Origin of the sequence: Sphingomonas sp. PL20 (assembly GCF_017875905.1) — a bacterium.
In the GTDB taxonomy this organism is placed as follows: Bacteria; Pseudomonadota; Alphaproteobacteria; order Sphingomonadales; family Sphingomonadaceae; genus Sphingomonas; species Sphingomonas echinoides.
Genome location: NZ_JAGINH010000002.1, coordinates 2,327,432 through 2,350,117, shown reverse-complemented (window position 1 = coordinate 2,350,117; position 22,686 = coordinate 2,327,432). Strand labels below are relative to the sequence as shown.

Below are 22,686 nucleotides of genomic sequence, written 5' to 3'. Positions count from 1 at the left end.
CATTGTCCTGTTCCGGTGTTGGCTGGTGGAGCGACGCTCAGGGCATCAGTCCACACCGACCAGGCCGGGATGCTCCTGGGGCCGTGGGGCCGGTGCGATCCACAGGAAGCGGCGCTCGCTTGCTGCGATCGGCAGGTCGTTCACGGAGGCCTCGCGGCGGCGCATCTGGCCGTTTTCGGCAAACTCCCATTGTTCGTTGCCGTAGTAGCGATACCATTGGCCTTCGGTCCGGCATTCATATTGGAAACGGACCGCGATGCGGTTGTCGGTGAAGGCCCAGAGGTCCTTGACCAGGCGATACTCCTCCTCGCGCGCCCATTTGGCGGTGAGCAGGTCGATGATCTCGGCTCGCCCCCTGAGCATCCGGTCGCGGTTCCGCCACTCGCTGTCCACGGTATAAGCGAGCGCGACGCGTTCAGGATCGCGGCTGTTCCAGGCATCTTCTGCGGCGCGAACCTTGAGCAGCGCGGTCTCGCGGGTAAAGGGTGGCAGCGGGGCGCGGGGAAGTTCTACGGTCATAGCGAGTCTCCACGGGCGGCGAGCGCGTCGCGCAGCGCCTGGTTTTCGGTTTCGAGTTCGGCGAAGCGCGCGCGCAACGGGGCGACTGCGGCGGCGACCTCGCTCTCGGTGAAGCGCGGTGTGATATGTTGCGGGCAGTTCCAGTCGAACGCTTCGAGATGAAGCAGGAAAGCACGCTCGGATATGCCGCGATAGCCGGGCAAAGTGAGCTTTTCGGCGAGGGCGGCGTCGGCGGCAAGATCGCGCGCCTCGATCCGGGCGTAGAGCTTCAGCCGCCTGCGCGCTGGATAGTCCATCAAGATCAGCGCGACACGGTCGTTCACGGTGGTATTGCCCAGGCTGATATATTGCCGGTTACCCCGGAAATCCGCGAAACCGAGCGTCCTGTCGTCGAGGATTTTGACGAAGCCCGGCGGGCCACCGCGATGCTGGACATAGGGCCAGCCCGTTTCCGACACGCTCGCCAGATAGAAGCTGTCGCGCGCGGCGATGAAGGCTTCTTCAGCCGGGCCGAAGCGATCGAACGTGCGGTTCGCTCCGACCTTTTCGTACAGTCCGGCGCTACCATGGGCGACTTGCGCGGCATGGACGCTCGGCGTGGTCGCGATGTCGAGAAAGCCATACGGCATGAGCGGCTCCGCAGCATAGGATGCCGTCGGCGGGGAGGGGCGTTGGGGAGCCCGCCGACGGCAAGGGGTCAGGCAGCTTGCGCTGTGAGGACGACGGGGAAGTCGATGTCTGTCTCCGCGACGTTATTGATATAGTTGGTCAGCACGTTGAGCGCGACCGAGGCGACGATCTCGATCACCTGCGCTTCGCTGAAGCCGGCGAGGCGGACAGCCGCGATGTCGGCGTCGCTGACCTTGCCGCGCGCGGCGAGGACCTGACGGGCGAATACGATCGCGGCATCGGCCTTGGCATCGCCCGAATGGCCGGCGCGGTTCAGCGTGATCTCGGCGTCGTCGATCTTGGCGAGGTTCAGCCCGAGATAGCTGTGCGCCGACAGGCAATAGTCGCAGCCATTGGCCTGGGCGACGGTAATGGCGATCCGTTCGCGCGTCTTGACATCAAGCGTGCGGCCGAGCGCGGCGTTGAGGCCGAGATAGCCTTCGAGCGCGGCAGGGCTGGTGGCCACGAGGCGGAACAGATTGGGGACGACGCCGAGTTGTTTCTCGACGGCGGCAAGCAGCGGCTGTGCTGCGGCGGGGGCATCTTCACGGGCGGGGATGGCGAGGCGGGACATGGGATCTTCTCCGATGCTGGCGGCTGGATGCCGCCTGCCCAGTAAAGATGTCATTTCTGAGGGATTGTGATAATCCGTTCATCATACATTTCACTCGTGCGGATATCGGGATAATCATGGACCGATTGGAAGAACTGCGCACCTTCGTCGCGGTCGCCGATCTGGCGAGCTTCGCCGAGGCTGCGCGCCACATGCGGATATCGCCGACCGCCGCGAGCCGCGCGGTGGCATCGCTCGAGGCGTCGCTGGGCACGGCACTGCTGCGCCGGACGACGCGGTCGGTGCGGTTGACCGAGGACGGGGCCGCCTATCTGGAACGCTGCCGCGCCGCGTTGGTCGAACTCGACGATGCCGCATTGTCGTTGCGGGGGGACGGTGCCACGCCCGGCGGGACGCTGGTCATCACCGCCCCGGTCACCTTCGGGCGGCTGCACATCCTGCCGTTGGTGAATCATGTGCTGCGCGCACATCCCGCCCTTAGGGTCTCGCTGACGCTGATCGACCGGGTGGTTCGGCTGGTCGACGAGGGCATCGACGTGGCGGTGCGGATTGGCGACTTGTCCGACAGTTCGCTGCATGCGCTCAAGGTCGCCGAGGTGCGTCGTATCCTGGTGGCCAGTCCAGCCTATCTCGCCGCACGCGGCATGCCGGCGAACCTCCCCGCGCTGCACGACCACGACCTGATCTCGTTCGCCGAGATCGACCGTGCGCCGGAATGGCGGTTCGGGCCGGTCGGCAAGCCGGCGATCCGGATTGAGCCGCGCCTGATCGTCAACACCGCCGACGCCGCCATCGCCGCCGCGGTCGACGGCATGGGCATCGCGCGGGTGCTGTCCTATCAGGCGATCGATGCGATCGCTGCCGGCACGCTGGTATCCTTGCATGACGATGCGGCACCGCCTCCTGTCCCGGTTCATCTCGTCTATCAGGCGAACCGCCGTGGATCGGTGAACGTACGCGCGTTCATCGAGGCCGCGCGGGACCATTTTGGAGGGCGGGACCTGACCGCCAGGGCACCCACCGGCCGCCCCGGACCGCGCCCGTAGCTTCCCACCGCACCGACACGGAAATAGTCGTCACGCGCTCCGCGCGAGATGAAATGTGAGCATTAGCAGACGGTGAACTGATCCCGGAAAACCGGGGCGTTCTGAGTCAGAGTTTTCGCCGAAATTGCGGAGCCGCTGAATTTCTGGACGGCTTGGATTCTCACTCTGCGGACAGGGACGCCACGCGCTGTTCACCGTTTCACGCGGCCGAACCGGCGCGGCCTGGATAAGGCGTCAACTCGATGCCGCGCCCCCACCGTGTTGCGCCGACCATCCGCCCCCCAGCGCGCGGATCAGGCGGACGCTCGCTTGCAGTCGGCGTGTCTCGAGGTCGAGCGCGGCGCGGCGCGTGCGAAGCGCCGTGGTTTGCGCGGTGAACACCTCGAGATAGGTGACGGCACCCTTGTCGTAGCGGTTGAGTGAAAGGCGTTCGGTCGCCGCCGCCTGGCGCACCGCCTCATTCTCGGCGTCCGCTTCGTCGCCGAGACGGTGAAGCTGCGCGAGATTGTCCTCGACCTGCTGGAATGCGGTCAGCACGGTCGCGCGATAGTCGGCTGCGGCGCTCGCCCAGCGCGCGCGCGCGACTGCGAGTTCTGCGCGACGGCGGCCCCCGTCGAACAGGTTCAACACCGCGCTCGGCCCGATCGACCAGATCGTGTTCGACGCGGACAGCAGACCCGGCAGCCCGGTATCTTGGAAACCCGCGCTTCCGCCAAGCCGGATCGCGGGGAAGAAGGCGGCCTTGGCGATGCCAATCCCGGCATTGGCCGCGGCCATGCGGCGTTCGGCGGCGGCGATGTCGGGACGGCGCTCGACCAAGGTTGCCGGTACGCCGAGCGGCACTGCAGGTATCGCGAATGGCGTTGTTGCCGGGGTGATGGTGAAGGCCGAGGCGGACGTTCCGACCAGGCTCGCGATCGCATGCTCGGTCAAGGCGCGCGCGGCCGCGACGTCGGCGAGCTGCGCGCGCGCCTCGGCCAGTTGTGCGCCCGAGCGGCTGGTCTCGATCCCGCTGACGATCCCGGCCTGGAAGCGCCGCGCGATCAGATGATCGGCCTTCGCGAAGGCATCCACAGTCTGGACGAGCAGCTCGGACTGCCGGTCAAGCCCACGCAGCGCCATATAGTCCGAGGCGAGCTCGGCCTGCAGGCTGAGCCGGATCGCGGCGAGATCGTCGCCCGAGGCCTGCACTTCGGCCTTGCCCGCAGCGACGCTGTTGCGCACGCGACCCCACAGGTCGAGTTCGTAGCCGAAGCCCGCCTCGATCGTGTTGGCTCCGTAAACGTCGGGCTGATTGCTGCCGCGCAGCGGACGATTGTCAGACTGGCGGTTGCGCGTAACGCTGGCATCGGCACCAAGCTGCGGGAGCAAGCCTGCGCGGGCCTGGCCGAGATAGGCGCGGGCAGCGTCGTAGCGGGCCAGCGCACCGGCGAGCGTCGGATTGTCGGTCGCGACCTTCTGTTCGAGACGGTCGAGCGTTGGATCGGCGAATACGCTCCACCACGCGTCAGGCACGATCGGGCCGGTCGCGACTGCGGGCTGCCAGGGCCCGGCTTCCTTGAAAGCGGGCGGCGTCGGGGTGGCCGCCGGATGGTAGGGCGGCGCGAACGAACAGCCAGCAAGGCTCGCCAGCGCGATCGCCGCAATCGCCGCGCGCAATCGGTCAGCCACGCGCGCCTCCGTCCACGCGCACCAATTGTCCGTCGGTGAGCGAATCGGGTGGATTGTCGACGATTTTCTGCGTGGGCGAGAGCCCCGACAGCACTTCGACCGTCGGGCCGAGATCGCGCCCGAGCGTGACGCGCTGGAGGTGGACGTGGTGCGCGGCATCGACGGTTGCGACTTGCGTGCCCTGCGCGCGGAACAGCAGCGTGGTCGAGGGGATTTGCACCGTGCGCGTTTGCCCGCGCACGTTGAAGCTGACTTGTGCAAAGCCGCCGGGGCGCAGCGCGCCGTCGGGATTGTCGGCGGTGAGCTGGACCTGGAAGGTGCCGCTTTGCGGCGCGATCGCGCCCGAATTGCCGACGACGTGCGCCGTGAAGCTGCGACCGGGATAATCGGGAACGCTCAGCGTCGCGGGCAGCCCCGGCGTCATCGTCGCCGAATAGCTTTGCGGCACGTTGACATAAATGCGGATTCGCCGGGTGTCGGCGACGACGAACATCGGTTGCTGCGCCGTAGCGCCCGGCCCGACCAGATCGCCGATATCGGCAGAGCGGAGTGTCACTGTCCCGGCAAAGGGGGCGCGCACCGTCGCGAAGGTCTTCAGCGCGAGCAGCCGCCCGAGATCGGCGCGCGCCGATAGGACGGCGGCGTTGCGCACCGCGAGATCGCCATTCTTTTCGTCGGCTTCCTGTTTCGACACCGAATTGTCGGTGAGCAAGTCGTTCCAGCGCGCGGCCGTGCTGCGCGCGAGGCCGGCATGAGCCTGCGCGCTGACCAAAGCAGCGCGCGCCGCGATGATCTGCTGGTCGAGCTCGGGCGTGTCGATCCGGCCGAGCGGCATTCCCGCCGCGACCGGTGCGCCGATATCCTTGTACCAGCCGCTGACATAGCCGCCGACGCGGGCATAGAGCTTGGCCATGTTCCAGGCCTGCATCGTACCGGGCAAAGCGAGCGTGTCACTCGCCGCCGAGGATGTGATCGCGACGAGATGGACCGTCGGCACCGACCGCGCGTCGGACCAGATCTGCGCTTCGCGGGTTTCGTGAAAGCGGAGGACTGTACCGGTGGCGACCACGCCGGCGGCGGCGACGAGCGCGACGATCCCGGCGGTTTTGAGCCCCTTTGGCGGGGTGGCGGCGAGGGCTTCATCCATGAGCGAGCTGTCCGATTGTCGAAGGGGTTGGGGCAGGGCGGCGCTCGCGGCGGTGCGCGAGCGCGAAGACGACGGGCACGAAGACGAGCGTGGCGAGCGTTGCGCAAATCAACCCGCCGATCACCGCGCGGCCAAGCGGCGCATTCTGCTCGCCGCCTTCGCCGAGGCCGAGTGCCATCGGCGCCATGCCGATGATCATCGCGAGCGCGGTCATCAGCACCGGGCGGAAGCGGGTGGCACCGGCTTCGGCGGCAGCGCGGAGCGCGTCGCCGGTCTCGGCCAGGCGCTCGCGCGCGAAGCTGACGACGAGCACCGAATTGGCGGTGGCGACGCCCATGCACATGATGGCACCGGTCAGCGCGGGCACCGATAACGGGGTCTGCGTCGCGAACAGCATCCAGACGATCCCGGCGAGCGCGGCGGGCAGCGCCGAGACGATAACGGCAGGATCGACCCAGCTTTGGAAATTCACGACGATCAGCAGGTAGATCAGCGCGATCGCCCCGATGAGGCCGAAGATGAGCCCCGAGAAAGCTGCGTTCATCGTCCGCACCTGGCCGCGCAAGGTCACCGCCGACCCGGTGGGCAACGCCGCCTTGGTGCCATCGATCACCTTTTGGATGTCGCCTGCCACCGCGCCGAGGTCACGCCCTTGGGTCGTCGCATAGACGTCGAACGACTGTTGCAGCGCATAGTGCGTGACGACTGCGGGCGATGGCTCACGGTGGAGCGTGCCGAGTCCGCCGAGGATTTGATAGGCACCGGTGCCCGATCCGGTGATTGGGAGGTTTTGGAGGTCCGACAGCGAGCCCGTGCGATATTGCGGCGTCTGCACGACAATTGGGTAGGACACCCCGTTTTTGGGGTTGAGCCAGAAAGCGGGCGCGATCTGCGAGCTGCCCGCGAGGTTGACGGCGAGGCTGCGCGTCACGTCATTCTCGGTGATCCCGAGGCGATCGGCCTGCGCGCGGTCGACGTCGAAGCCGAGTTCGGGGGCGGCCTCGGTCTGCTGCACGCGGACGTCGGCGATGCCGGGGATGTGGCGCATCCGCTCGGCGAGCAGATGCGCATAGGCTTCGCCATGCTTGCTGTCGCTGCCAGTCACCATCACGTCTATTGGGGCGGGCGCGCCGAAGTTGAGGATCTGGCTGATGATGTCGGCGGGCAGGAACGAGAACACCGAACCGGGAAAGGCGTCGGGCAAGGCTGCGCGCAGCCGCCGGACATAGTCAGCAGTCGGTGCGTGATTCTCGGCGAGCGTGACCAGGATGTCGCCGTCCTGTGAACCGACGCCGCCGGTGTTCGAGTAAGCGCGGTTAATGCCGGATACCGGCATCCCGATATTGTCGACGATCGACACCAGTTCGTCGGCGGGAATGGTCGCGCGGATGCGGTCCTCGACATGGTCGAACAGCGCTGCGGTCTCCTCGATCCGCGTGCCGATCGGCGCGCGGACGTGGAGGTTGATCTGCCCGGCGTCGATCGTCGGGAAGAAATTGCGGCCGAGCATCGGCACCAGCGCGAAAGACAGCAGCACCACGACCATGAAGGCGGGCACGAAGACACGCCGCCGCGCCAAGGCGAAGGCAAGGATCGCGACATAATAAGCGCGTACCGCTTCGAAACGATGCTCGAACCCGCTCTGGAAGCGGATGAAGACGTTGCGCGTTTCCGCCCGGCCGGTCCGGGCATCGTGCGACACCATGATCTCGGCGGTGTGCGGCGTGGCATGTTCGCGCAGTAGGAAGTTGCCCATCGTCGGCACCAAGGTGCGCGACAGGATGAACGACGCGATCATCGCGAACACCACGGCCATGGCCATTGGCGCGAACAGGAAGCCCGCAATTCCGGGGAGGAAGAACATCGGCAGGAAGGCGATGCAGATGCACAAGAGCGAAACAAAAGCGGGCTGGACGATCTGCTGCGCGCCATCGAGGATCGCATCGCGCACCGATTTGCCCTGCTCGAGGTGCCAGTTGATGTTCTCGATCGTCACCGTCGCATCGTCGACCAGGATGCCGACCGCGAGCGCGAGCCCGCCGAGCGTCATGATGTTGAGCGTCTGCCCGACCACCGCCAGCCCGGCGACTGCCGCGAGAATGGCGAGCGGGATCGAGGCGGCGATGATTACGGTCGAGCGCCACGAGCCGAGGAACAGCAGGATCATCATGCTGGTCAGCGCCGCCGCGATCGCCCCTTCCTTGATCACGCCCGACACCGCCGCCTTGACGAACAGCGACTGGTCCGAGAGCGGCTGGACCTTGAGAGAGGGCGGCAGCGTCGCCTTGAGCCCCGGCAGCAGCGCCTTGGCCTGGTCGACGATCGCGATGGTCGAAGCCGCACCCGATTTGAGGATTGTCATCAGCACCGCGCGGCCGCCATCGACGCGCACGACGTTGCGCTGCGGTGGTGAGCCATCGCGGACGTGCGCGACGTCGCGCATGAACACCGTCGTCCCGTCGACGGTCTTGATCGGCAGGTCGTTGAGCTGATCGACCAGTTCGGGCGAATTGTTGAGCCGGACGTTATATTCGTACTGGCCGATCTTGGCGGTGCCCGCGGGCACAATCTGGTTTTGCGCGGCAAGTGCTGCGCCGACATCGCCCGCCGAGAGGTGCCGCGCCTGGAGCGCTGCGGGATCGAGATCGATCTGGATCTGGCGTTCCTTGCCGCCATAAGGCGAGGGGATTGCGGCACCCTGGACCGAGGCGAGCGCTGGGCGGATGAAGTTCTGGCCGAGGTCGTAGATCTTCTGCTCGCTCAGATCCTTCGACGACAGCGCGAGCTGCAAAATCGGGACGGTCGAGGCGTTGTAATTGAGGATCTGCGGCGGGGTGATGCCCGGCGGCATTTGCTTGAGCACCGTCTGCGAGGCTGCGGTGACCTGCGCCGAGGCGGTGCGGATGTCGACGCCGGGCTGGAAGAAGATCTTCACGATGCCGACGCCGTTGAGCGACTGGCTTTCGATATGGTCGATATCGTTGACCGTGCTGGAGAGCGAGCGCTCGTAATAGTAAACGACGCGGCCCGACATGTCCTTGGGCGGCAGGCCGCGATAGGTCCACACCGCCGCGATCACCGGGATCTTGATGTCGGGGAAGATATCGGTGGCGGTTTCGAGCCAGGCGATCGATCCTCCCAACACGATCAGGATCGCCAGAACGACGAAGGTATAGGGCTTGCTGAGGGCAAGTTTGACGATCTGCAGCACGGTGGACCCGATGTTTCCAGAGGAAAGACGGGGCTCCATTTATGCGTGTTGCGGTGCAGCGCTAATTAAATGAATTTCACCTCAGGCGGCGGCGGGGGCTCGAATCCGGACGATCAGGCCGGGGGCGGCGTCGCCCAGTTCGAGCGTAAAGCCGTGGAGATGGACGATCGCCGCGACGATGCTGAGGCCTAGCCCGCTGCCGGGGATTCCCGCCGCATCGACCCCGCGATAGAAGCGCCGCAGCGCCGCTGCGCGTTCATGCGGGGCAAGACCGCGCCCATTGTCGCGCACGGTAAGGGTCACCCCCTCGGGATCGAGCGCCGCCCCCAGCAAGACCTCGCCGCCCGAAGGGCTGAACTTGATCGCATTGTCGAGCAGGTTGCTGATCGCCTCGAACAACAAGTGCGGATCGCAGCGGATCGTCGCCTCGGGGATCGGCCCGAGCCGCAGCGCGACGCCCGCATCTTCGGCCAGCGGCTCGTAGAGCTCGCACAGGCTGTCCAGCAGCGGCGCGAGCGGGACGATGGTAAAGCCCGCCTGGCGGCCACTCGCCTCAAGCTGCGAGATGCGCAGCAAAGCGCCGAACCGCTCGAGCACGAGATCGAGATCGACCATCGCGGCCCGGTTGAGCGCGACCGCGCGCGGGTCGGCATCGGGCAGCGCGATCGCGCGTTCGAGCTGTCCGCGGACATGCGCCAGCGGCGTGCGCAGATCATGCGCGACGGCATCGGTCACACCCTTGACCTGCGCCACCACACGCTCGACCTCCTCGATCATCGTGTTGACCGTGCCTGCGAACAGGTCGAGTTCGTCGCCGCGTGTGCTGACCGGCATCCGCAAGTCGAAACGCCCTGCTGCGATCGCGCGGCTGGTCGCCTGCAGGTCGCGCACGCGGCGCAGCGGCGCGAGGCTCAGCAGCACGCCGGCCCCGAGCACGAGCACCACGATCGCCATGCCGCTGCCGATGAGGATTTCGAGAATGCGGCGGCGCAGGTCGACGATCGGCGCGATGTCGCGCGCGATCAGGATCGTCTCACCGGTCGGGGCTTCGATCGCCAGCACGCGCAGCGGCCCATGCGCGCCGGGTTGCGCGGCGATGTTGACAGGATGGTCGAAGCGGAAGCTGCGAACGAGGGTGAGATTGCCCACGATCGGTTCGCCGCTCCGCGATTGCAGCGCAAAATAGTTGAGGCCGCTGGTACTGTGGGCGAGAGCGCTGGTGATCCGTTCGGGCAGTGTCTCGGGCGAACTCGCGCGCAGCCGGCGCGCTTCGACCCGCAGGATGCGATCGGTGCGCAGCGTCAGCTCGCGCGCCGACAGGCCGTAGATCAATCCAAGCAGCGCGATGACGCCCACAGCAAACACCAGCCCGAAGAGGGCCGTCAGACGAAATGTGCTGGTCCGGCGGATCTGCCCGAGATGCAGCCGTTCAATCGGCATCGAAGCGATAGCCTTCGCCCTTGACGGTGACGATCGCCGACGGCCGATCGGGCCGGTCGAGTTTCTTGCGCAGCCGCGCGATATGGACGTTGATGAGATTGGCCCCAGGATCGAAATAATAGCCCCAGACCTGTTCGAAGATGATCCGGCGGCTCAGCGTTTCGCCCGCGTGGCGCACGAGAAATTCGAGCAAGCGGAACTCCATGTGCAGCAAGCGCACCGGCTGCCCGGCGACGGTCACCTCGCGCCGGAGGAGATCGATCACGAGATCGCCAACCTGCAGCGTAGCGGTGTTGGCCGGGTCTTCGCGACGGCGCAGCAGCACCTCGATCCGCATCGCCATTTCCTCGGGCGCGAACGGTTTCACCAGATAGTCGTCACCGCCCGCGCGCAAGCCCGCAATCCGCTCGTCGACATCGCCGAGCGCGCTGATCATCAAGACGGGGAGGGAGATGCGGCGTGCGCGCAAGGCCTCCACCACCGACAAACCATCACACCCCGGCAGCATGCGATCGAGCGTCGCCGCATCGAACGGCTCCCGCGTCGCACGCTCCAATCCCAGCGCACCATCCGCGACGTGGGTCGTCACATGGCCATGCGCCTGCAGCGACGCGACGATGTGGTCTGCCGTGGCTGGATCGTCTTCGATGACAAGGATGCGGGCCATAACGGTTCCTTTGTGGGTCATCGCGGCCGTAATAGGGCAGCCCCGCGACCCTCCCTAGAATTTCGGTGCGGTATCGCTTGTGGATGGCGCGACAGCGGGTGTCGAACGGGCACGATCGCGAAGCCGAGCAAATGGCGGAAGTTGGGAGCCGCGAAGAGGCTTTGAGCGTCCGTGCTTGGGCGTCCTGATCGCCGAACGTGCTGGGCGAAAGGCAGCCTTTGAAGTCCGTCATCCGAAACCCGGCCATAGTCGCCCTACGGCCCAAATCGGATGACGGAGCAGGAGCGGGGTGGAAGGACCTGCGCCTCTTCAGTCCGGCGGGAAACCAAGCATATCGATAAAGAAAAGGCGGCCTTTAGCTTTACTTGATGGCGGCCACTATCGACCTTCGTCTTGAAACAGGGGTTCATGACGCCGTGTAATAAGCTGCCAAATCGTGAGGCCGAGGGCCACGTAGACGATTGGCAGATAAAAGGCGATGATCATCCATGAGGTTCCGTTTATGTCGCCGATTGTGCCGGCACGGACAATCGTGACAAAGGTCGACCCGAAATCGAGAACCGTCTCCGTGACGAGCAGCCATATCAGGGCGATCGACACATTGAGCCGTGAGCGGAGGCTGAAGAGAATCACCAACGCCAGGGCCCACCCGGCAATGTCCCCGATGACGATATGATCACGAACAGCATTGGCCATTTTCAGGCCGGCGTCTTGCGAGGAATAAAGCTCCAGGCACAGCGTTCGGCCCAAATGGACGGCCGTCAATGCCATCAGCGCTGCTGCGCGGCTGAGCTTCTGTAGTCGCGGAACGACATACCACACCCCCAGAGCGGTAAAGGCGAGGGTGTTGAAAATCTGCGCCATATACATGGCGATCTCGGCGTTCATGACGATCAGGTCCTTTCAATTCGGGAAGCGTTGGGCTGGAAAAATCTGCGTCAGAGTTGCGACTGCCCGCCATCGACCGGAAGCTCGGCACCGGTGGTGTAGGTGGCGTCGAACGCGAGGAAGAGCACCGCATTGGCGACTTCTTCCCTTGTTCCCACCCGCTGCATCGGATTGGCTTCGCGCATTTGCCCGGTGATATGGGCAACTGTCGCCTTGTCGGGAAACGACTTGTCCCAGGTCGGCGTGTCGATCGGGCCGGGCGACACCGCGTTGACGCGGATGCCGCGGGGAGCCAGTTCGACCGCGAACGTCCGCGCAAAGGATCGCAGCGCCGCCTTGGTCGCTCCGGACGCGGCCAGCATCGGCATTCCCTTGACGTTGGAGATTGCGGTCGTGAGGACGACCGAACCGCCCCGGTGGATCAAGGGCGCGAGCTTTTGGACCGCGAAGAAGGCCCCCTTCGTATTCACGTTGAACACGTCGTCATACATGGCCTCGGTGGTATGTTCGAACGGCGCGAAGACCCCGACGCCGGCATTGACGAAAAGAAGGTCGAAACTGCCGAACGCGTCCTTCACGTGCGTGGCGAGGGCGTCGATATCGGTCAGGGAACCGGCGTCGCTCGCAACGACCAGAGCGTCTTCGCCAAGCTCTTTCTGCGCGGATTCGAGGCCAACTTGCGAGCGCCCCGTCACCAGAACGCGCGCACCGCCGGCAAGCAGCATCTTCGCCGTCGTGAGGCCGATGCCGCTTGTGCCACCGATGACGACAACCTTTTTACCGTCGTAGCGATTCATGTGCTTTGTCCCTGTTGGTGGCAGAAGTGCCGCGTTTGTTTTGAACTATTCCGTACGTAATTAGGCAGAGCGCACCGGTCAAGGTATTTTTGAACTATGTGATTTTAATTTATCGAAGGGCCCTGGGGGGACTCGTTGGGCCATCGTCGCTTGGAGGGTCAGGCACCCTGTGCACATTGGCCGCGATTTCGTGCAGCTTTCGGGGGATGTATCGAGCGTTCTGACCCGGAAAGCCCCTCATCAAAGCCGTGGTGGCGAGCGCGCTCGACGTCTTGTGCGCTCCAGGAGGATGCGAGGGGGTGATCGACTCGGGGCGCGCCTGTCTCAGGGATGGCTTGTGAAATGAAAACTATATGGTTATATATTCATGGAAGTGAGATGGCTTAGGAGTCGAAAACCTGATGTTGCAGAATGCCACCAGATCGCGCGGGCGACCGCGTAGCTTCGATGAGAAGCAGGCGCTGGAAAAGGCAATCCTGGTGTTCCGCGCGAAGGGCTATGACGGCGTGACGATCGACGATCTCGTCGCCGGGATGGGCGTAGGACGGCCGAGCCTCTATGCCGTCTTCGGGGACAAGCGGACGATCTTCCTACGCGCGTTGAAAACCTATGCCGAGGCGTACGGCGCGCTTGCCGCAAAGGCGCTCTTCTCGCCACCAACGGTGCGCGCGTCGCTCGTCGGCTTCCTGCGGCACGCCGTGGAGAGCGCGACTGCGGAGGGAACGGCTCCCGGATGTCTGTTCGCGTGCGTCGCACCGCTGGTGGATGACGCAGAGGTCCGCCAGTTCGTGCAGGACGTCGCGGCGGCGAGCGCGGCACAGGTGGAACGCCGCTTTCAAGACGGCATGGTCACGGGCGAAGTACCGCCCGACTTTCCCGCGGCCGCCCGCGCCATTCAAGTCATGGATCTTGCCCGCGGCCTGGTGATGCGTGCGCAAATGGGCACCCCGCGCAAGACGCTGCTTAAAGACGCCGAAGACGCGGTAGGCTTGGTTCTGCCACCATCACCTAAGCCGGCTGCCTAGGAGAGCCGGGGCTCTCACGGTCGTGTGCCCCAGATCGTGGGGCAGGGGGGGGCGGCATCTATCTTCGGGTGTCCTTCATCGCCCCCCGCATCGCCCCCCCGAAAACCATTGCCGAGAGTTGGCGGGAGGGGCCTTGAAATCTAATCAATATATATTATTATATTATGTATAGCGAAACAAGGAACAAGCGCATGGATACCATCAGGATCAATGACCGGCTGTCAGTGAGCGCACAACCCGAGCTGTCGGATTTCGCGACCTTCGCGGCGCACGGTTACAGCGCCCTCATCAACGTCCGCCCCGATGGCGAGCAGCCCGACCAGCCCGGCAATGCCGCCGAGAAGGCCGCAGCCCACGCTGCCGGGCTGTCTTACAGCTTTATACCGGTTACGGGTGCAGCCGGGATAACCGAGGCCGATATTACGGCCTTCCAGCTTGGCGTTGGCAGCGCGAAGGGGCCGGTGCTGGCCCATTGCAAAAGCGGTGCACGGGCGCTGATGCTCTATGTCCTTGGCGAAGTCCGCGAGGGCCGCATGCAGCGCGAGGAGATCGAAGCGTTCGGCGAGAAGCATGGCTTCGACCTGACCGCCGCAGTCCGCTGGCTTGATGCCGAAGACGCGCGGGTGCCCAAGGTCAAGGCCTGGTTCGATCCGCGGACATCGAGCGTCCAATATATCGTCACCGATCCAGCAACGAACCATTGCGTCATCATCGATCCGGTGCTCGACTTCGATGAGAAATCGGGTGCCACCGGCACGATGAACGCCGACGCCATCCTCGCCTATGTGGCGAGGGAGGGGCTGACGGTCGATTGGATTCTCGACACCCATCCCCATGCCGATCACTTTTCGGCCGCACAGTATCTCAAGGGGAAGACGGGCGCGCCGACCGCGACGGGTGCCCATGTCACCGACGTGCAAACGCTGTGGAACCGCATCTACAATGCGCCGGACCTCGCAACCGACGGCTCGCAATGGGATCGGCTCTTTTCTGACGGCGAGACGTTCCATGTTGGCTCGATCGAGGGGCATGTCCTGTTTTCGCCGGGCCATACGCTCTCGTCGATCACCTATGTGATCGGCGATGCGGCTTTCATCCACGATACGCTGTTCATGCCGGACGGGGGCTCCGCGCGCGCCGATTTTCCGGGGGGTAGCGCGACCGTATTGTGGAGTTCGATCCAGCAGATCCTCGCTTTGCCGGACGACACACGCCTGTTCACCGGCCATGACTATCAGCCGGGCGGCCGTCATCCGCGCTGGGAAAGCACCGTGCGCGAGCAAAAGCGCAATCTGCATGTCTCGGGCAGCGACGAGACCCGCTTCGTTGCGCAGCGCGAGGCCCGCGACCGGACCTTGGGCATGCCCAAGCTCCTCCTGCACGCGATTCAGGTCAATATGCGCGGCGGCCGCTTGCCCGAGCCCGAAGCCAATGGCACGCGCTATCTGAAATTTCCGCTGGATGCGCTCGGGGTGACGCCATGGTGACCCCTGACGACACCATCGGCCAATCCGCCGCAGGCCTCGCCCAGATGGAGAAGCACGCTGGCGAGGCGGCGGCACTGCTGAAGACGCTGTCCCATCCGGTTCGGCTGATGCTCGCCTGCACGCTGGCCGAGGGTGAATATTCGGTCGGCGCACTGGAACAGCACCTTGGCATCCATCAGCCCACCCTCTCGCAGCAGCTCGGCGTGCTGCGCGAGGCCGGTGCGGTCGAAACCCGGCGCGACGCCAAGCAGATCTTCTATAGGCTCAGCGAAGCGAAGGCCGCGCAACTGATCCACGCGCTCTACGCCATCTTCTGCGCCCCCGAGCAACCGCTGTGACACCGTACCTGGCTTCGCTGGTTGGCGGCATGATCTTAGGCCTGTCGGCGGCGCTTCTGCTTGTCGTCAATGGCCGGATTGCCGGCATCAGCGGCATCGTTGGCCGTCTGCTCGGCGGGCAGCAGATTGCACCGAACATCGCCTTTGTTGTTGGCCTTCTCGCAGGCCCGATGCTCTACACCACAGCGTTCGGTCGGCCGCCTGTGGTGACGATCATCGCTTCAACACCGCTTATTCTCGTCTCCGGTCTCCTTGTTGGCGTCGGCGCGCGCATGGGGTCGGGCTGCACCTCGGGCCACGGCATTCTCGGCATCGCCCGCTTCTCGAAGCGCTCGCTGGCCGCGACGGCGACGTTCCTCACCAGCGGCATCGTTGCTGCGACAATAATGGGTTTGCTCAGATGAACCGTCACGCCGCCCTTCGTCTTCTGGTCGCGCTGCTGGCCGGCACGATCTTCGGCTTCGGTCTCGCCCTGTCCGGCATGATGAACCCGGCGCGCATCGCCGGTTTTCTCGACGTCGCCAGCGGCCGATGGGATCCGAGCCTGATGTTCGTGCTCGGCGGCGCGGTGATCGTCGCGGTGCCGGGGGTCCTGCTTCAGCGGAAGATGGCAAAGCCCGTCCTCGATGACCGGTTTCATCTGCCCGAGAAAACGGGGATTGATGCGCGCTTGGTCATCGGCTCGGCGATTTTCGGTATTGGATGGGGGCTGGCTGGATTTTGCCCCGGGCCTGCACTCTCCGCATTAACGACCGGCCTTGCTCCCGTCGCGCTGTTCGTTTGCGCCATGGCAGCGGGCATGATCCTGCAGGACCGTGCTCTTCAGAAGGTTTTGCCATGATCTCTTGGCATGATCTGGCCGCCATAGCTTCAGGCGGGCTTGTCGGCTTCACGCTGGGGCTGATCGGCGGCGGTGGGTCGATCCTGGCAACGCCGCTCCTTCTCTATGCGGTGGGCGTCGCCAATCCGCATGTCGCCATCGGCACGGGGGCGCTGGCCGTCTCGGCCAATGCCTATGCCAACTTCATCGGTCATGCGCGCAAGGGGCATGTTTGGTGGCGCTGTGCGGTGGTGTTCGCGCTTGTGGGCTCGCTCGGCGCGGCGCTGGGGTCGAGCCTCGGCATGTTGATCGACGGCAAGCGGCTGCTGTTCCTGTTCGGACTGCTGATGATCGTGGTGGCTTTGCTGATGCTGCGTAAGGGGCGTGATCGAGTTGACCGGCAGCGCCCGGTCGATCTTCGTATGTGCTTGGACACGGGGCTCGCGGCGCTCCTTACCGGCGCGGCCTCGGGCTTCTTCGGCATCGGCGGCGGGTTCCTCATCGTGCCGGCGCTTATGCTGTCCACGGGCATGCCCATGATCAGCGCGATCGGCACCTCATTGCTCGCCGTCGGGACCTTCGGCCTTGCAACGGCGCTCAACTATGCTCGGGCCGACCTGGTCGACTGGGAGGTCGCCATTGAGTTCATCGCGGGTGGCCTTGGAGGCGGTATCCTTGGCATGGTGCTCGCGACAAAGCTGTCGTCGCACAAGAACCTCCTGAATCGCATCTTTAGCGGCCTGGTCCTGTTGGTGGCCATTTATGTGATCTACCGCAATCAACCCTTCTGAGGATCGCGCACCGGAGCGGGGGCTGCATCGCTTCGTATCTTCATGTCGTTGCCTATGTCCGTTCTGTGGGGGGCGATGGTTGCCCCCTAATTATGGATGATATGGTCTGATTAAAGGCGGGCTGACATCGCCGCGACGGACGCCGGCAGCAGGGTAGTGGTGCCCGGCGCGCGCCCGCTGTCGCGACTACAGATCAAATCACGTCAACTCCGGAGACGTTGACGACGGCCTGCCACGCCGCTTCCTGGTTGGCACCATCGAGGAGGTGGGGGTGGCGCTGCACCTCCATTGGGCCTGAGAACTTCCCCTGCGCCGAGGCGAAGAATTGCCCTGAGAGGTCGGTTCCGAACGCCGACGCCTGAAGGTAGCGGCTGGCCGCGACCTCCGGCGTCTGATTCATCCCGGGGATGAGGTTCACGATCGGAATCATCAGATACTTCAGCAGCGGGCCAGCGTTGCGCGCGACGTTGGTGGCGTTCGACGCACCTGGCGAGACCGCATAGACAGCCATGCCGGAGGGCAACCGCCGTGCCAGCGCCGCCGCCCACCATGCGACAATGAGCTTCGCGTCGGCATAGGCGGTGTTGGGCGCGTACTGCACGTGCGGCCCGCTGCGGATCAGGGCTTCGACAGCGGCGGTTTGGTCGTCGCGGAAGTATCTGGCTGCGAAAGCGGGTGCGTCGGTATATTTGAACATCGGCACGCCGCCGCGGGCAGGCTCCGCACTGGCGATAACGATCCGCGCGTCGGGGCTGAGCAGGTTGGCGCGAAGCAAGCCGACGGTCAGTTGATGATGGCCGATCAGCGCGGCCTGAGACGCCTCGATCCCTGCCGCAGTGAGGACGCGCTCCTTGCCCGGGACCATCCCGGCGTTGAGCAGCAGGAAGTCGACAGGCCGACCTCGCTTGATGAGTTCGGCGAGCGCGGATTTGACGCTGGCCGGCTTGTCCAAATCCAGTTCCAACGGCGTGAAAACCTTCTTGTTGGTCTCCGCCGCGAGTTGTGCGGCCGTCTCCCCAATCTGCGCCGCCGTGCGTCCGGTGATGATGATTTCCCGCCAGTCGCCCGTGGCAAGCGAGCGGGCTGCCGCCTGCCCCAAGCCAGACGTCGCCCCGGTGATGAGCGCAATCGAAAGTTCCATGGGCGGCTCCGCTGTAAAAGGGTTGGTCGGGCGGGCTATGAACCGAGCGCCGACTTGCTATTTCTGGACTGAAACCGCACATAAACGACGGTTCGGCACGGTCAAGGACTTTTGGACTAAATGCTAACAAATTCCACTCGGACGCGGGGACGGCCGCGAAGCTTCGACGAGGCGGAAGCGCTGGAAAAAGCGACGCAGCTTTTCTGGTCGAAAAGCTATGATGGGGTGACGATCGACGATCTTATCGCCGGCATGGGTGTGGGGCGGCAAAGCCTGTATTCCGTCTTTGGGGACAAGCGGATGCTATTTCTGCGCGCGCTGCGGGCATATGCGGACGCAAAGGGCGCTCGCGCCGCGAAGGCGCTTTTCTCCCCGCCAACGCTTCGCGACGCGATCGTCGGCTTTCTGAGACACGCCGTCGAGAGTGCGACTGAGGCGGGATCGGCAGCAGGATGTCTGATGGTGTGCGTCGCGCCGCTCGTGGACGACGCCGAGGTCAGGCAGTTCCTGAAGGACGCGACCACCGCCGGTGCGGCGCTGGTGGAACGCCGTTTTCGCGATGCAATCAGCGCGGGAGAGCTCCCGTCCGACTTTCCCGTCGCCGCACGCGCGAGCCAAGTGACCGACCTCGCGCGAGGTCTGACGATGCGGGCACAGCTGGGCACGCCGCGTAAGACGCTGCTCACAGACGCCGATGAGGCGGCCGACTTGGTGTTGCTGCCACGGGGCGGAAGTGCGGTAGTTGCAGGTTGATGCTGGATCGCTGAACGCCGAGTCGTGCCCGCACCGCGACCGCTTGGCTCGGTACCGTGGGTCAGTCGGCGGCTAAAACCCACCCCCCGCGACGGGCCGCTATCCGGCCTCTGATCCCCGAAAGCGGCTCAAACCGGGCCGTCTCCTGGCTGTCGGGTGCAAGGGGCGAAAATCGTGGTTCTCGCCACCCGACCGAGGAACAGCAAAAATTGGATCGCGGGCAGTCGGCGGCTCAAGCTTAAAATAGAAGGTTGGCACGTACCGCAAACACGCTCGCAGAGCGGGGTCAGTGTCGTGATGATCATGCCACCGGGTGATCGACTAAGTAGGATCGAAGTTGGATCTGAACATCTCGCCGGACACCCTCTCGCTCGACCGTTGCCGTGACCGTGCTGCCTTCCGGCCCTCTAAAGCGGCTTACCGCTTCTTCAAACGGCATATTCAGGACAATATCGCCGGGGGCGAGCCCGGCGGCCTGCGCTGGGCTGCCACCCCCAACTGCGGCGACCACAGCGCCGCTCCCGTGTCGATCGAACCAGATGCCGGACAACGAATAGCGTTCGGGAAGCGGGCTTAGCTGGTTCCGACGCACCAGAAGATCACCTGCAGACGGATCGGTCGCCAAATCCATCAGCCGAAGCACCCCCAAGCCGACGAGGCCATTAGCAAAGCGGTCCGATCCATAATTCACGGGATGAACCGAGACCAAGGGCTGATACAGGTCGATGCCAGCGATGCGCACCGACCCCGACCGATAAAGCCGGGCATCCTTGCCAATCGGACAATCGGGCCGCCCATCGAGCAGGCCGACGCGCTTCGCCGCTGCGGGCGATAGCGTCACTTGGGATGGCGCACCGGTGTCGTAGGCGAGGTCGATCTGAACCCCGTTGATCGAAACCGGCGCAAGCAACTGGTCTGACGCGCCGCGCAACGAGGACCTGAGGATCGCGTGGCGCAATCGCACATAGCCGGGCATCTCCGGCAAAGCCCCCGGCCAGAGCAACCAGCGCGATTCGCTGAACAGCAGCGCACTCGCGCCATGGGTCAGGAAGCCGGCGGAGAGCGAGCCTCGCGCGCCCGCGCCGAAAGTGATCACGTCGGTGCCAACCAGCGACGCATGCGCCTGGCGAAACACGCCCCCGACCGCCAGATCGACATCATAGACCGGCACGCGTCGCGCCTCCCGCGCGAGGGTGAAGGTCATGGTCCCCTGCGATACAAGACGCAGCTCGCGTGCCAGCGCGGCGTCGATCAATCCCGGTTGACCGCCGCTGTCTAGCACGAAGAGGTACGGGCCATGTCCGTTGACCAGCACCCCGACCTCGACCCGCATGGGCGTGACCGCGATCGGAAGTGAGAGAGGTTGATCGTCTGCCGCGGCGATGGGAGAAGGCATCGCCATGATCGCCAAGCCGCCGGTCAAGACGCTGCGTCGCGACCAGTGTCCTGCTATTGGAACCTCTATGGGCATTGCCGCGCTCCTCGAAGCTTGCATTTCTCGCACCGTAACCGTTCGCGGTCTTCCGCAAAGCACTCCCAGACCTTATCGAACAGGGCGATCCTGCTCAATCTCTTGGTCCCGTCGCCTCGTCCGGTTTGCCGATCTCAACCCGCCGCAGATCGACCGCCGCGAGGCTGTTACCGATGCTGGCGGGCGAGCGCCCATAGATTTTTTGAAGTTCGCGTCGAAGGTCCGAGATTGGGCGACAGCTCTGCTCGAGACCCGACGCCAAGCACATGATTTCGGTGCGGTGACGAATGTCTTTCGCAGCCGCGTCGCGGTCTATCCGCTTCGCAGCAAACCCCGTGGCTTTGAAGGTCTGTACGACAATCCCAATCCGGAGGTTTGTCGACGGGGAGCACCCATTCACTGAACAACAGCTTAGCGCTACTTTGGCAGAAGTTAGGTGCACGTGACTGATAGTTTCGCACCGCAATGCGGGCAATAGAGGGTGGGCGGTCGAGCTAGGCGGTCAATGATCGCCTGGCGTACAGCCGGGGGGCTCGGTTGCGGTGGTGGCCCGGAGACTCTTTTTTTTTCCGTCCCGCCTGCGCGAGCCTTCGTGTCTGGAGGAAGGCGTAAGCGATCATTGTCATGAGCGCATGGCGGTGCAGCCCGGTCCAGGATCGGCCCTCGAAATGGTCAAGGCCGAGTTCCTCCTTGAGTTGCTGATGCGCCTGTTCGCAGACCCAACGCGCCTTGATGGCGCCGGCGACGTCCTTGATTGGCGTGTCGGCGGGAAGATTGGAGAGATAGTATTTCCGGTCGCCGTTGGAACGATGCTCGCCCACCAGCCAGGCCTCTTCGCCGGGCATATGTTGTGCACCAGCAGCGCCGATCCGCTGTGGCGCGCCATCGGCGATCCGCACGCGGATTGCTGCGAAGCGGGCCGTCAAGCGGCCCTTGGTTCCTCGACGCCAACTGACCTGCCGCCACCGCGCCTCTTCGAGCATGGCATGGGCAGCCCGGGATGTGACGTCGGGCACATGCCGAACGCGTGGTCGTCCACGCCCCGCCACCGGGAAGGTCAACTGCACGTCGGCGGGATAGACCTTCTGATGGCGGGGAATGCCGACGGCCCAGCACAGGCCTCGCGCGCTGAGCGCCTGCCGGAACGGCGCCGACAGGCCATAGCCGGCATCGGCCAACACGCAGCCAAAGCGCACGCCAGCAGCGATGATGCGGTCGATCTCCTCAATGGCGATGTCAGGCTTGGTTCGATACGTCTGGAAAGGCTCAGGTACGCCAGCCCTGGCCATCCGGGCCGTATCGCTGGTCCAGCTTTCCGGCAGGAACAGCCGCAAACCGAGCATGACTGGAACTTCTCCTGAGGCCAGCGTCACCGATACCAGCGTCTGGCAGTTCGCGTTCTTGCCCAGCACCGTGGCATATTGTGGCGCGACACCGACCGAGGCCTTACCCTTCTTGGGGAGCGCCGTGTCGTCGATGATCAGCCAGGCCTTGTCACCGCCGACCAGGGCATCCGCCTGTCGCCACAACGTCGCTTCCAGCGGTGCGCTGTCCCAAATCCCTGCGCCGATGAAATGGTGTAGTCGATCATAGCTGAGCGCCTCGGCGCGGGCGGCCATCGGTTGGATGCTCTTGCGATCGCCCGGGCCGATCAAGCCCGCGATATAGGCTGGGCACATCCGGCGTCGCGTTTTGTTGCCCAGATCCTGCAGATACGGCTCAAGCCAGTGTTCGAGATCGCGCTGCCAATCCTCTTCCATCGCCAGCCTCCATCAAAGCTGGCTCCCTATGAATCACGCATCTTCCTCACAGGGAATCCCAAAAATTACGCTTCTGCCAAAGTAGTGCTAGGGTCAGGACTCATTGATCAAAGCCAGAAGATGACGGTGGCGGCGAGTGCGATGGCAGAGAAGAAGCTGTTGGACACCGGTCGTAGCGGGTGGCGACGCGGCACCAGTTCTTCTGGCGGCCGAAAATGATCTCGATGGGGCTGCGACGTCGATATCGGCGCTTGTCGTAAATGACGGGCACGAGCGGAGATTTGCAACCTGGGATGCAGGACTGAATGCTCGGTGATTACCGGGGAATAGCCGATCGCACGAATTTCGCAGCTATGGGAAGTAAGTCATTGAAATATGGTGGACGCACTTGGGCTCGAACCAAGGACCCGCTGATTAAGAGTCAGCTGCTCTACCAACTGAGCTATGCGTCCATTTCCGGCGATCTGGCGA

21 protein-coding genes, 1 tRNA gene and 2 pseudogenes are annotated in these 22,686 nt (G+C 64.5%); 9 read left to right on the top strand and 15 right to left on the bottom strand.

Annotated features, from left to right (window positions below; all coding sequences use genetic code 11):
- Nucleotides 1–45: 45 nt before the first annotated feature.
- From H4W01_RS10945 to H4W01_RS10935, 3 genes are all read right to left on the bottom strand, one after another.
- Nucleotides 46–519, bottom strand: a complete 474-nt coding sequence (locus tag H4W01_RS10945) for a nuclear transport factor 2 family protein (RefSeq protein ID WP_209611002.1) — start codon at nt 517–519, stop codon at nt 46–48.
- A complete protein-coding gene (locus tag H4W01_RS10940; protein ID WP_209611001.1) occupies nt 516–1,148 on the bottom strand; it encodes a pyridoxamine 5'-phosphate oxidase family protein in 633 nt (210 codons plus the stop codon). Before H4W01_RS10940 ends, H4W01_RS10945 begins: the two co-directional genes overlap by 4 nt.
- A 68-nt stretch (nt 1,149–1,216) precedes the next feature.
- Nucleotides 1,217–1,762: a carboxymuconolactone decarboxylase family protein gene (locus tag H4W01_RS10935; protein WP_209611000.1), complete on the bottom strand. Its 546-nt coding sequence runs from the start codon at nt 1,760–1,762 to the stop codon at nt 1,217–1,219.
- 116 nt (nt 1,763–1,878) lie between these two features.
- On the opposite strand from H4W01_RS10935, the gene H4W01_RS10930 reads away from it, so the two are divergent.
- Nucleotides 1,879–2,808: a LysR family transcriptional regulator gene (locus H4W01_RS10930; RefSeq protein WP_209610999.1), complete on the top strand. Its 930-nt coding sequence runs from the start codon at nt 1,879–1,881 to the stop codon at nt 2,806–2,808.
- 234 nt (nt 2,809–3,042) lie between these two features.
- On the opposite strand, the gene H4W01_RS10925 is transcribed toward H4W01_RS10930, so the two are convergent.
- The 7 genes from H4W01_RS10925 to H4W01_RS10895 form a co-directional block, all read right to left on the bottom strand.
- Complete coding sequence (locus H4W01_RS10925) at nt 3,043–4,479, bottom strand: efflux transporter outer membrane subunit (protein ID WP_209610998.1); 1,437 nt, start codon at nt 4,477–4,479, stop codon at nt 3,043–3,045.
- On the bottom strand, nt 4,472–5,626 hold the full coding sequence (locus H4W01_RS10920; RefSeq protein ID WP_209610997.1) for an efflux RND transporter periplasmic adaptor subunit: 1,155 nt from the start codon (nt 5,624–5,626) through the stop codon (nt 4,472–4,474). Before H4W01_RS10920 ends, H4W01_RS10925 begins: the two co-directional genes overlap by 8 nt.
- The gene (locus H4W01_RS10915) at nt 5,619–8,837 is read right to left on the bottom strand and encodes an efflux RND transporter permease subunit (RefSeq protein ID WP_209610996.1); all 3,219 of its coding nucleotides are present in this window, start codon (nt 8,835–8,837) and stop codon (nt 5,619–5,621) included. The genes H4W01_RS10920 and H4W01_RS10915 overlap by 8 nt, the downstream gene beginning before the upstream one ends.
- Before the next feature lie 81 nt (nt 8,838–8,918).
- Entirely contained in the window at nt 8,919–10,277 is a 1,359-nt protein-coding gene (locus H4W01_RS10910) for a sensor histidine kinase (protein ID WP_209610995.1), read from the bottom strand.
- The gene (locus tag H4W01_RS10905) at nt 10,267–10,944 is read right to left on the bottom strand and encodes a response regulator transcription factor (protein WP_010403373.1); all 678 of its coding nucleotides are present in this window, start codon (nt 10,942–10,944) and stop codon (nt 10,267–10,269) included. Before H4W01_RS10905 ends, H4W01_RS10910 begins: the two co-directional genes overlap by 11 nt.
- 378 nt (nt 10,945–11,322) lie before the next feature.
- Nucleotides 11,323–11,832 (bottom strand): hypothetical protein, encoded by a 510-nt coding sequence (locus H4W01_RS10900; protein WP_209610994.1) that lies wholly within the window; start codon nt 11,830–11,832, stop codon nt 11,323–11,325.
- Nucleotides 11,833–11,882: 50 nt separating this feature from the next.
- A complete protein-coding gene (locus H4W01_RS10895; protein ID WP_209610993.1) occupies nt 11,883–12,629 on the bottom strand; it encodes an SDR family oxidoreductase in 747 nt (248 codons plus the stop codon).
- Nucleotides 12,630–13,030: 401 nt separating this feature from the next.
- Here H4W01_RS10895 and H4W01_RS10890 point away from each other — a divergent pair, with 401 nt between their 5' ends.
- From H4W01_RS10890 to H4W01_RS10865, 6 genes are all read left to right on the top strand, one after another.
- Nucleotides 13,031–13,654, top strand: a complete 624-nt coding sequence (locus H4W01_RS10890) for a TetR/AcrR family transcriptional regulator (protein ID WP_209610992.1) — start codon at nt 13,031–13,033, stop codon at nt 13,652–13,654.
- A gap of 191 nt (nt 13,655–13,845) precedes the next feature.
- Nucleotides 13,846–15,141, top strand: coding sequence for a bifunctional sulfur transferase/dioxygenase Blh (gene blh, locus H4W01_RS10885; protein ID WP_209610991.1), 1,296 nt, complete (start codon nt 13,846–13,848; stop codon nt 15,139–15,141).
- Nucleotides 15,135–15,479 (top strand): sulfite-sensing transcriptional repressor BigR, encoded by a 345-nt coding sequence (gene bigR / locus H4W01_RS10880; RefSeq protein WP_209610990.1) that lies wholly within the window; start codon nt 15,135–15,137, stop codon nt 15,477–15,479. Before blh ends, bigR begins: the two co-directional genes overlap by 7 nt.
- Nucleotides 15,476–15,883, top strand: coding sequence for a YeeE/YedE family protein (locus H4W01_RS10875; protein WP_334685234.1), 408 nt, complete (start codon nt 15,476–15,478; stop codon nt 15,881–15,883). The genes bigR and H4W01_RS10875 overlap by 4 nt, the downstream gene beginning before the upstream one ends.
- On the top strand, nt 15,880–16,320 hold the full coding sequence (locus tag H4W01_RS10870; RefSeq protein ID WP_209610989.1) for a DUF6691 family protein: 441 nt from the start codon (nt 15,880–15,882) through the stop codon (nt 16,318–16,320). Before H4W01_RS10875 ends, H4W01_RS10870 begins: the two co-directional genes overlap by 4 nt.
- Entirely contained in the window at nt 16,317–17,090 is a 774-nt protein-coding gene (locus H4W01_RS10865; protein ID WP_209610988.1) for a sulfite exporter TauE/SafE family protein, read from the top strand. Before H4W01_RS10870 ends, H4W01_RS10865 begins: the two co-directional genes overlap by 4 nt.
- A 193-nt stretch (nt 17,091–17,283) precedes the next feature.
- Here H4W01_RS10865 and H4W01_RS10860 read toward each other — a convergent pair whose 3' ends face one another.
- The gene (locus H4W01_RS10860; protein WP_209610987.1) at nt 17,284–18,231 is read right to left on the bottom strand and encodes an SDR family NAD(P)-dependent oxidoreductase; all 948 of its coding nucleotides are present in this window, start codon (nt 18,229–18,231) and stop codon (nt 17,284–17,286) included.
- A 120-nt stretch (nt 18,232–18,351) separates the two neighbouring features.
- Here H4W01_RS10860 and H4W01_RS10855 point away from each other — a divergent pair, with 120 nt between their 5' ends.
- Entirely contained in the window at nt 18,352–18,984 is a 633-nt protein-coding gene (locus H4W01_RS10855; protein WP_209610986.1) for a TetR/AcrR family transcriptional regulator, read from the top strand.
- Nucleotides 18,985–19,285: 301 nt separating this feature from the next.
- Here the strand turns inward: H4W01_RS10855 and H4W01_RS10850 are convergent, their stop codons facing one another.
- Nucleotides 19,286–20,380 carry a hypothetical protein gene (locus H4W01_RS10850; RefSeq protein WP_209610985.1) on the bottom strand — a complete coding sequence of 365 codons (1,095 nt, stop codon included), beginning with the start codon at nt 20,378–20,380 and terminating at the stop codon, nt 19,286–19,288.
- Nucleotides 20,381–20,384: 4 nt separating this feature from the next.
- Here H4W01_RS10850 and H4W01_RS10845 point away from each other — a divergent pair, with 4 nt between their 5' ends.
- Complete coding sequence (locus H4W01_RS10845; RefSeq protein WP_209610984.1) at nt 20,385–20,858, top strand: hypothetical protein; 474 nt, start codon at nt 20,385–20,387, stop codon at nt 20,856–20,858.
- Nucleotides 20,859–20,957: 99 nt separating this feature from the next.
- Here the strand turns inward: H4W01_RS10845 and H4W01_RS10840 are convergent.
- The 3 genes and pseudogenes from H4W01_RS10840 to H4W01_RS10830 form a co-directional block, all read right to left on the bottom strand.
- Nucleotides 20,958–22,215: pseudogene (locus tag H4W01_RS10840) on the bottom strand (IS701 family transposase).
- A gap of 107 nt (nt 22,216–22,322) precedes the next feature.
- A pseudogene (locus H4W01_RS10835) lies at nt 22,323–22,522 on the bottom strand (IS5 family transposase); the annotation flags it as partial.
- A gap of 69 nt (nt 22,523–22,591) precedes the next feature.
- Nucleotides 22,592–22,667, bottom strand: a tRNA-Lys gene (locus tag H4W01_RS10830).
- Nucleotides 22,668–22,686 lie beyond the last annotated feature (19 nt).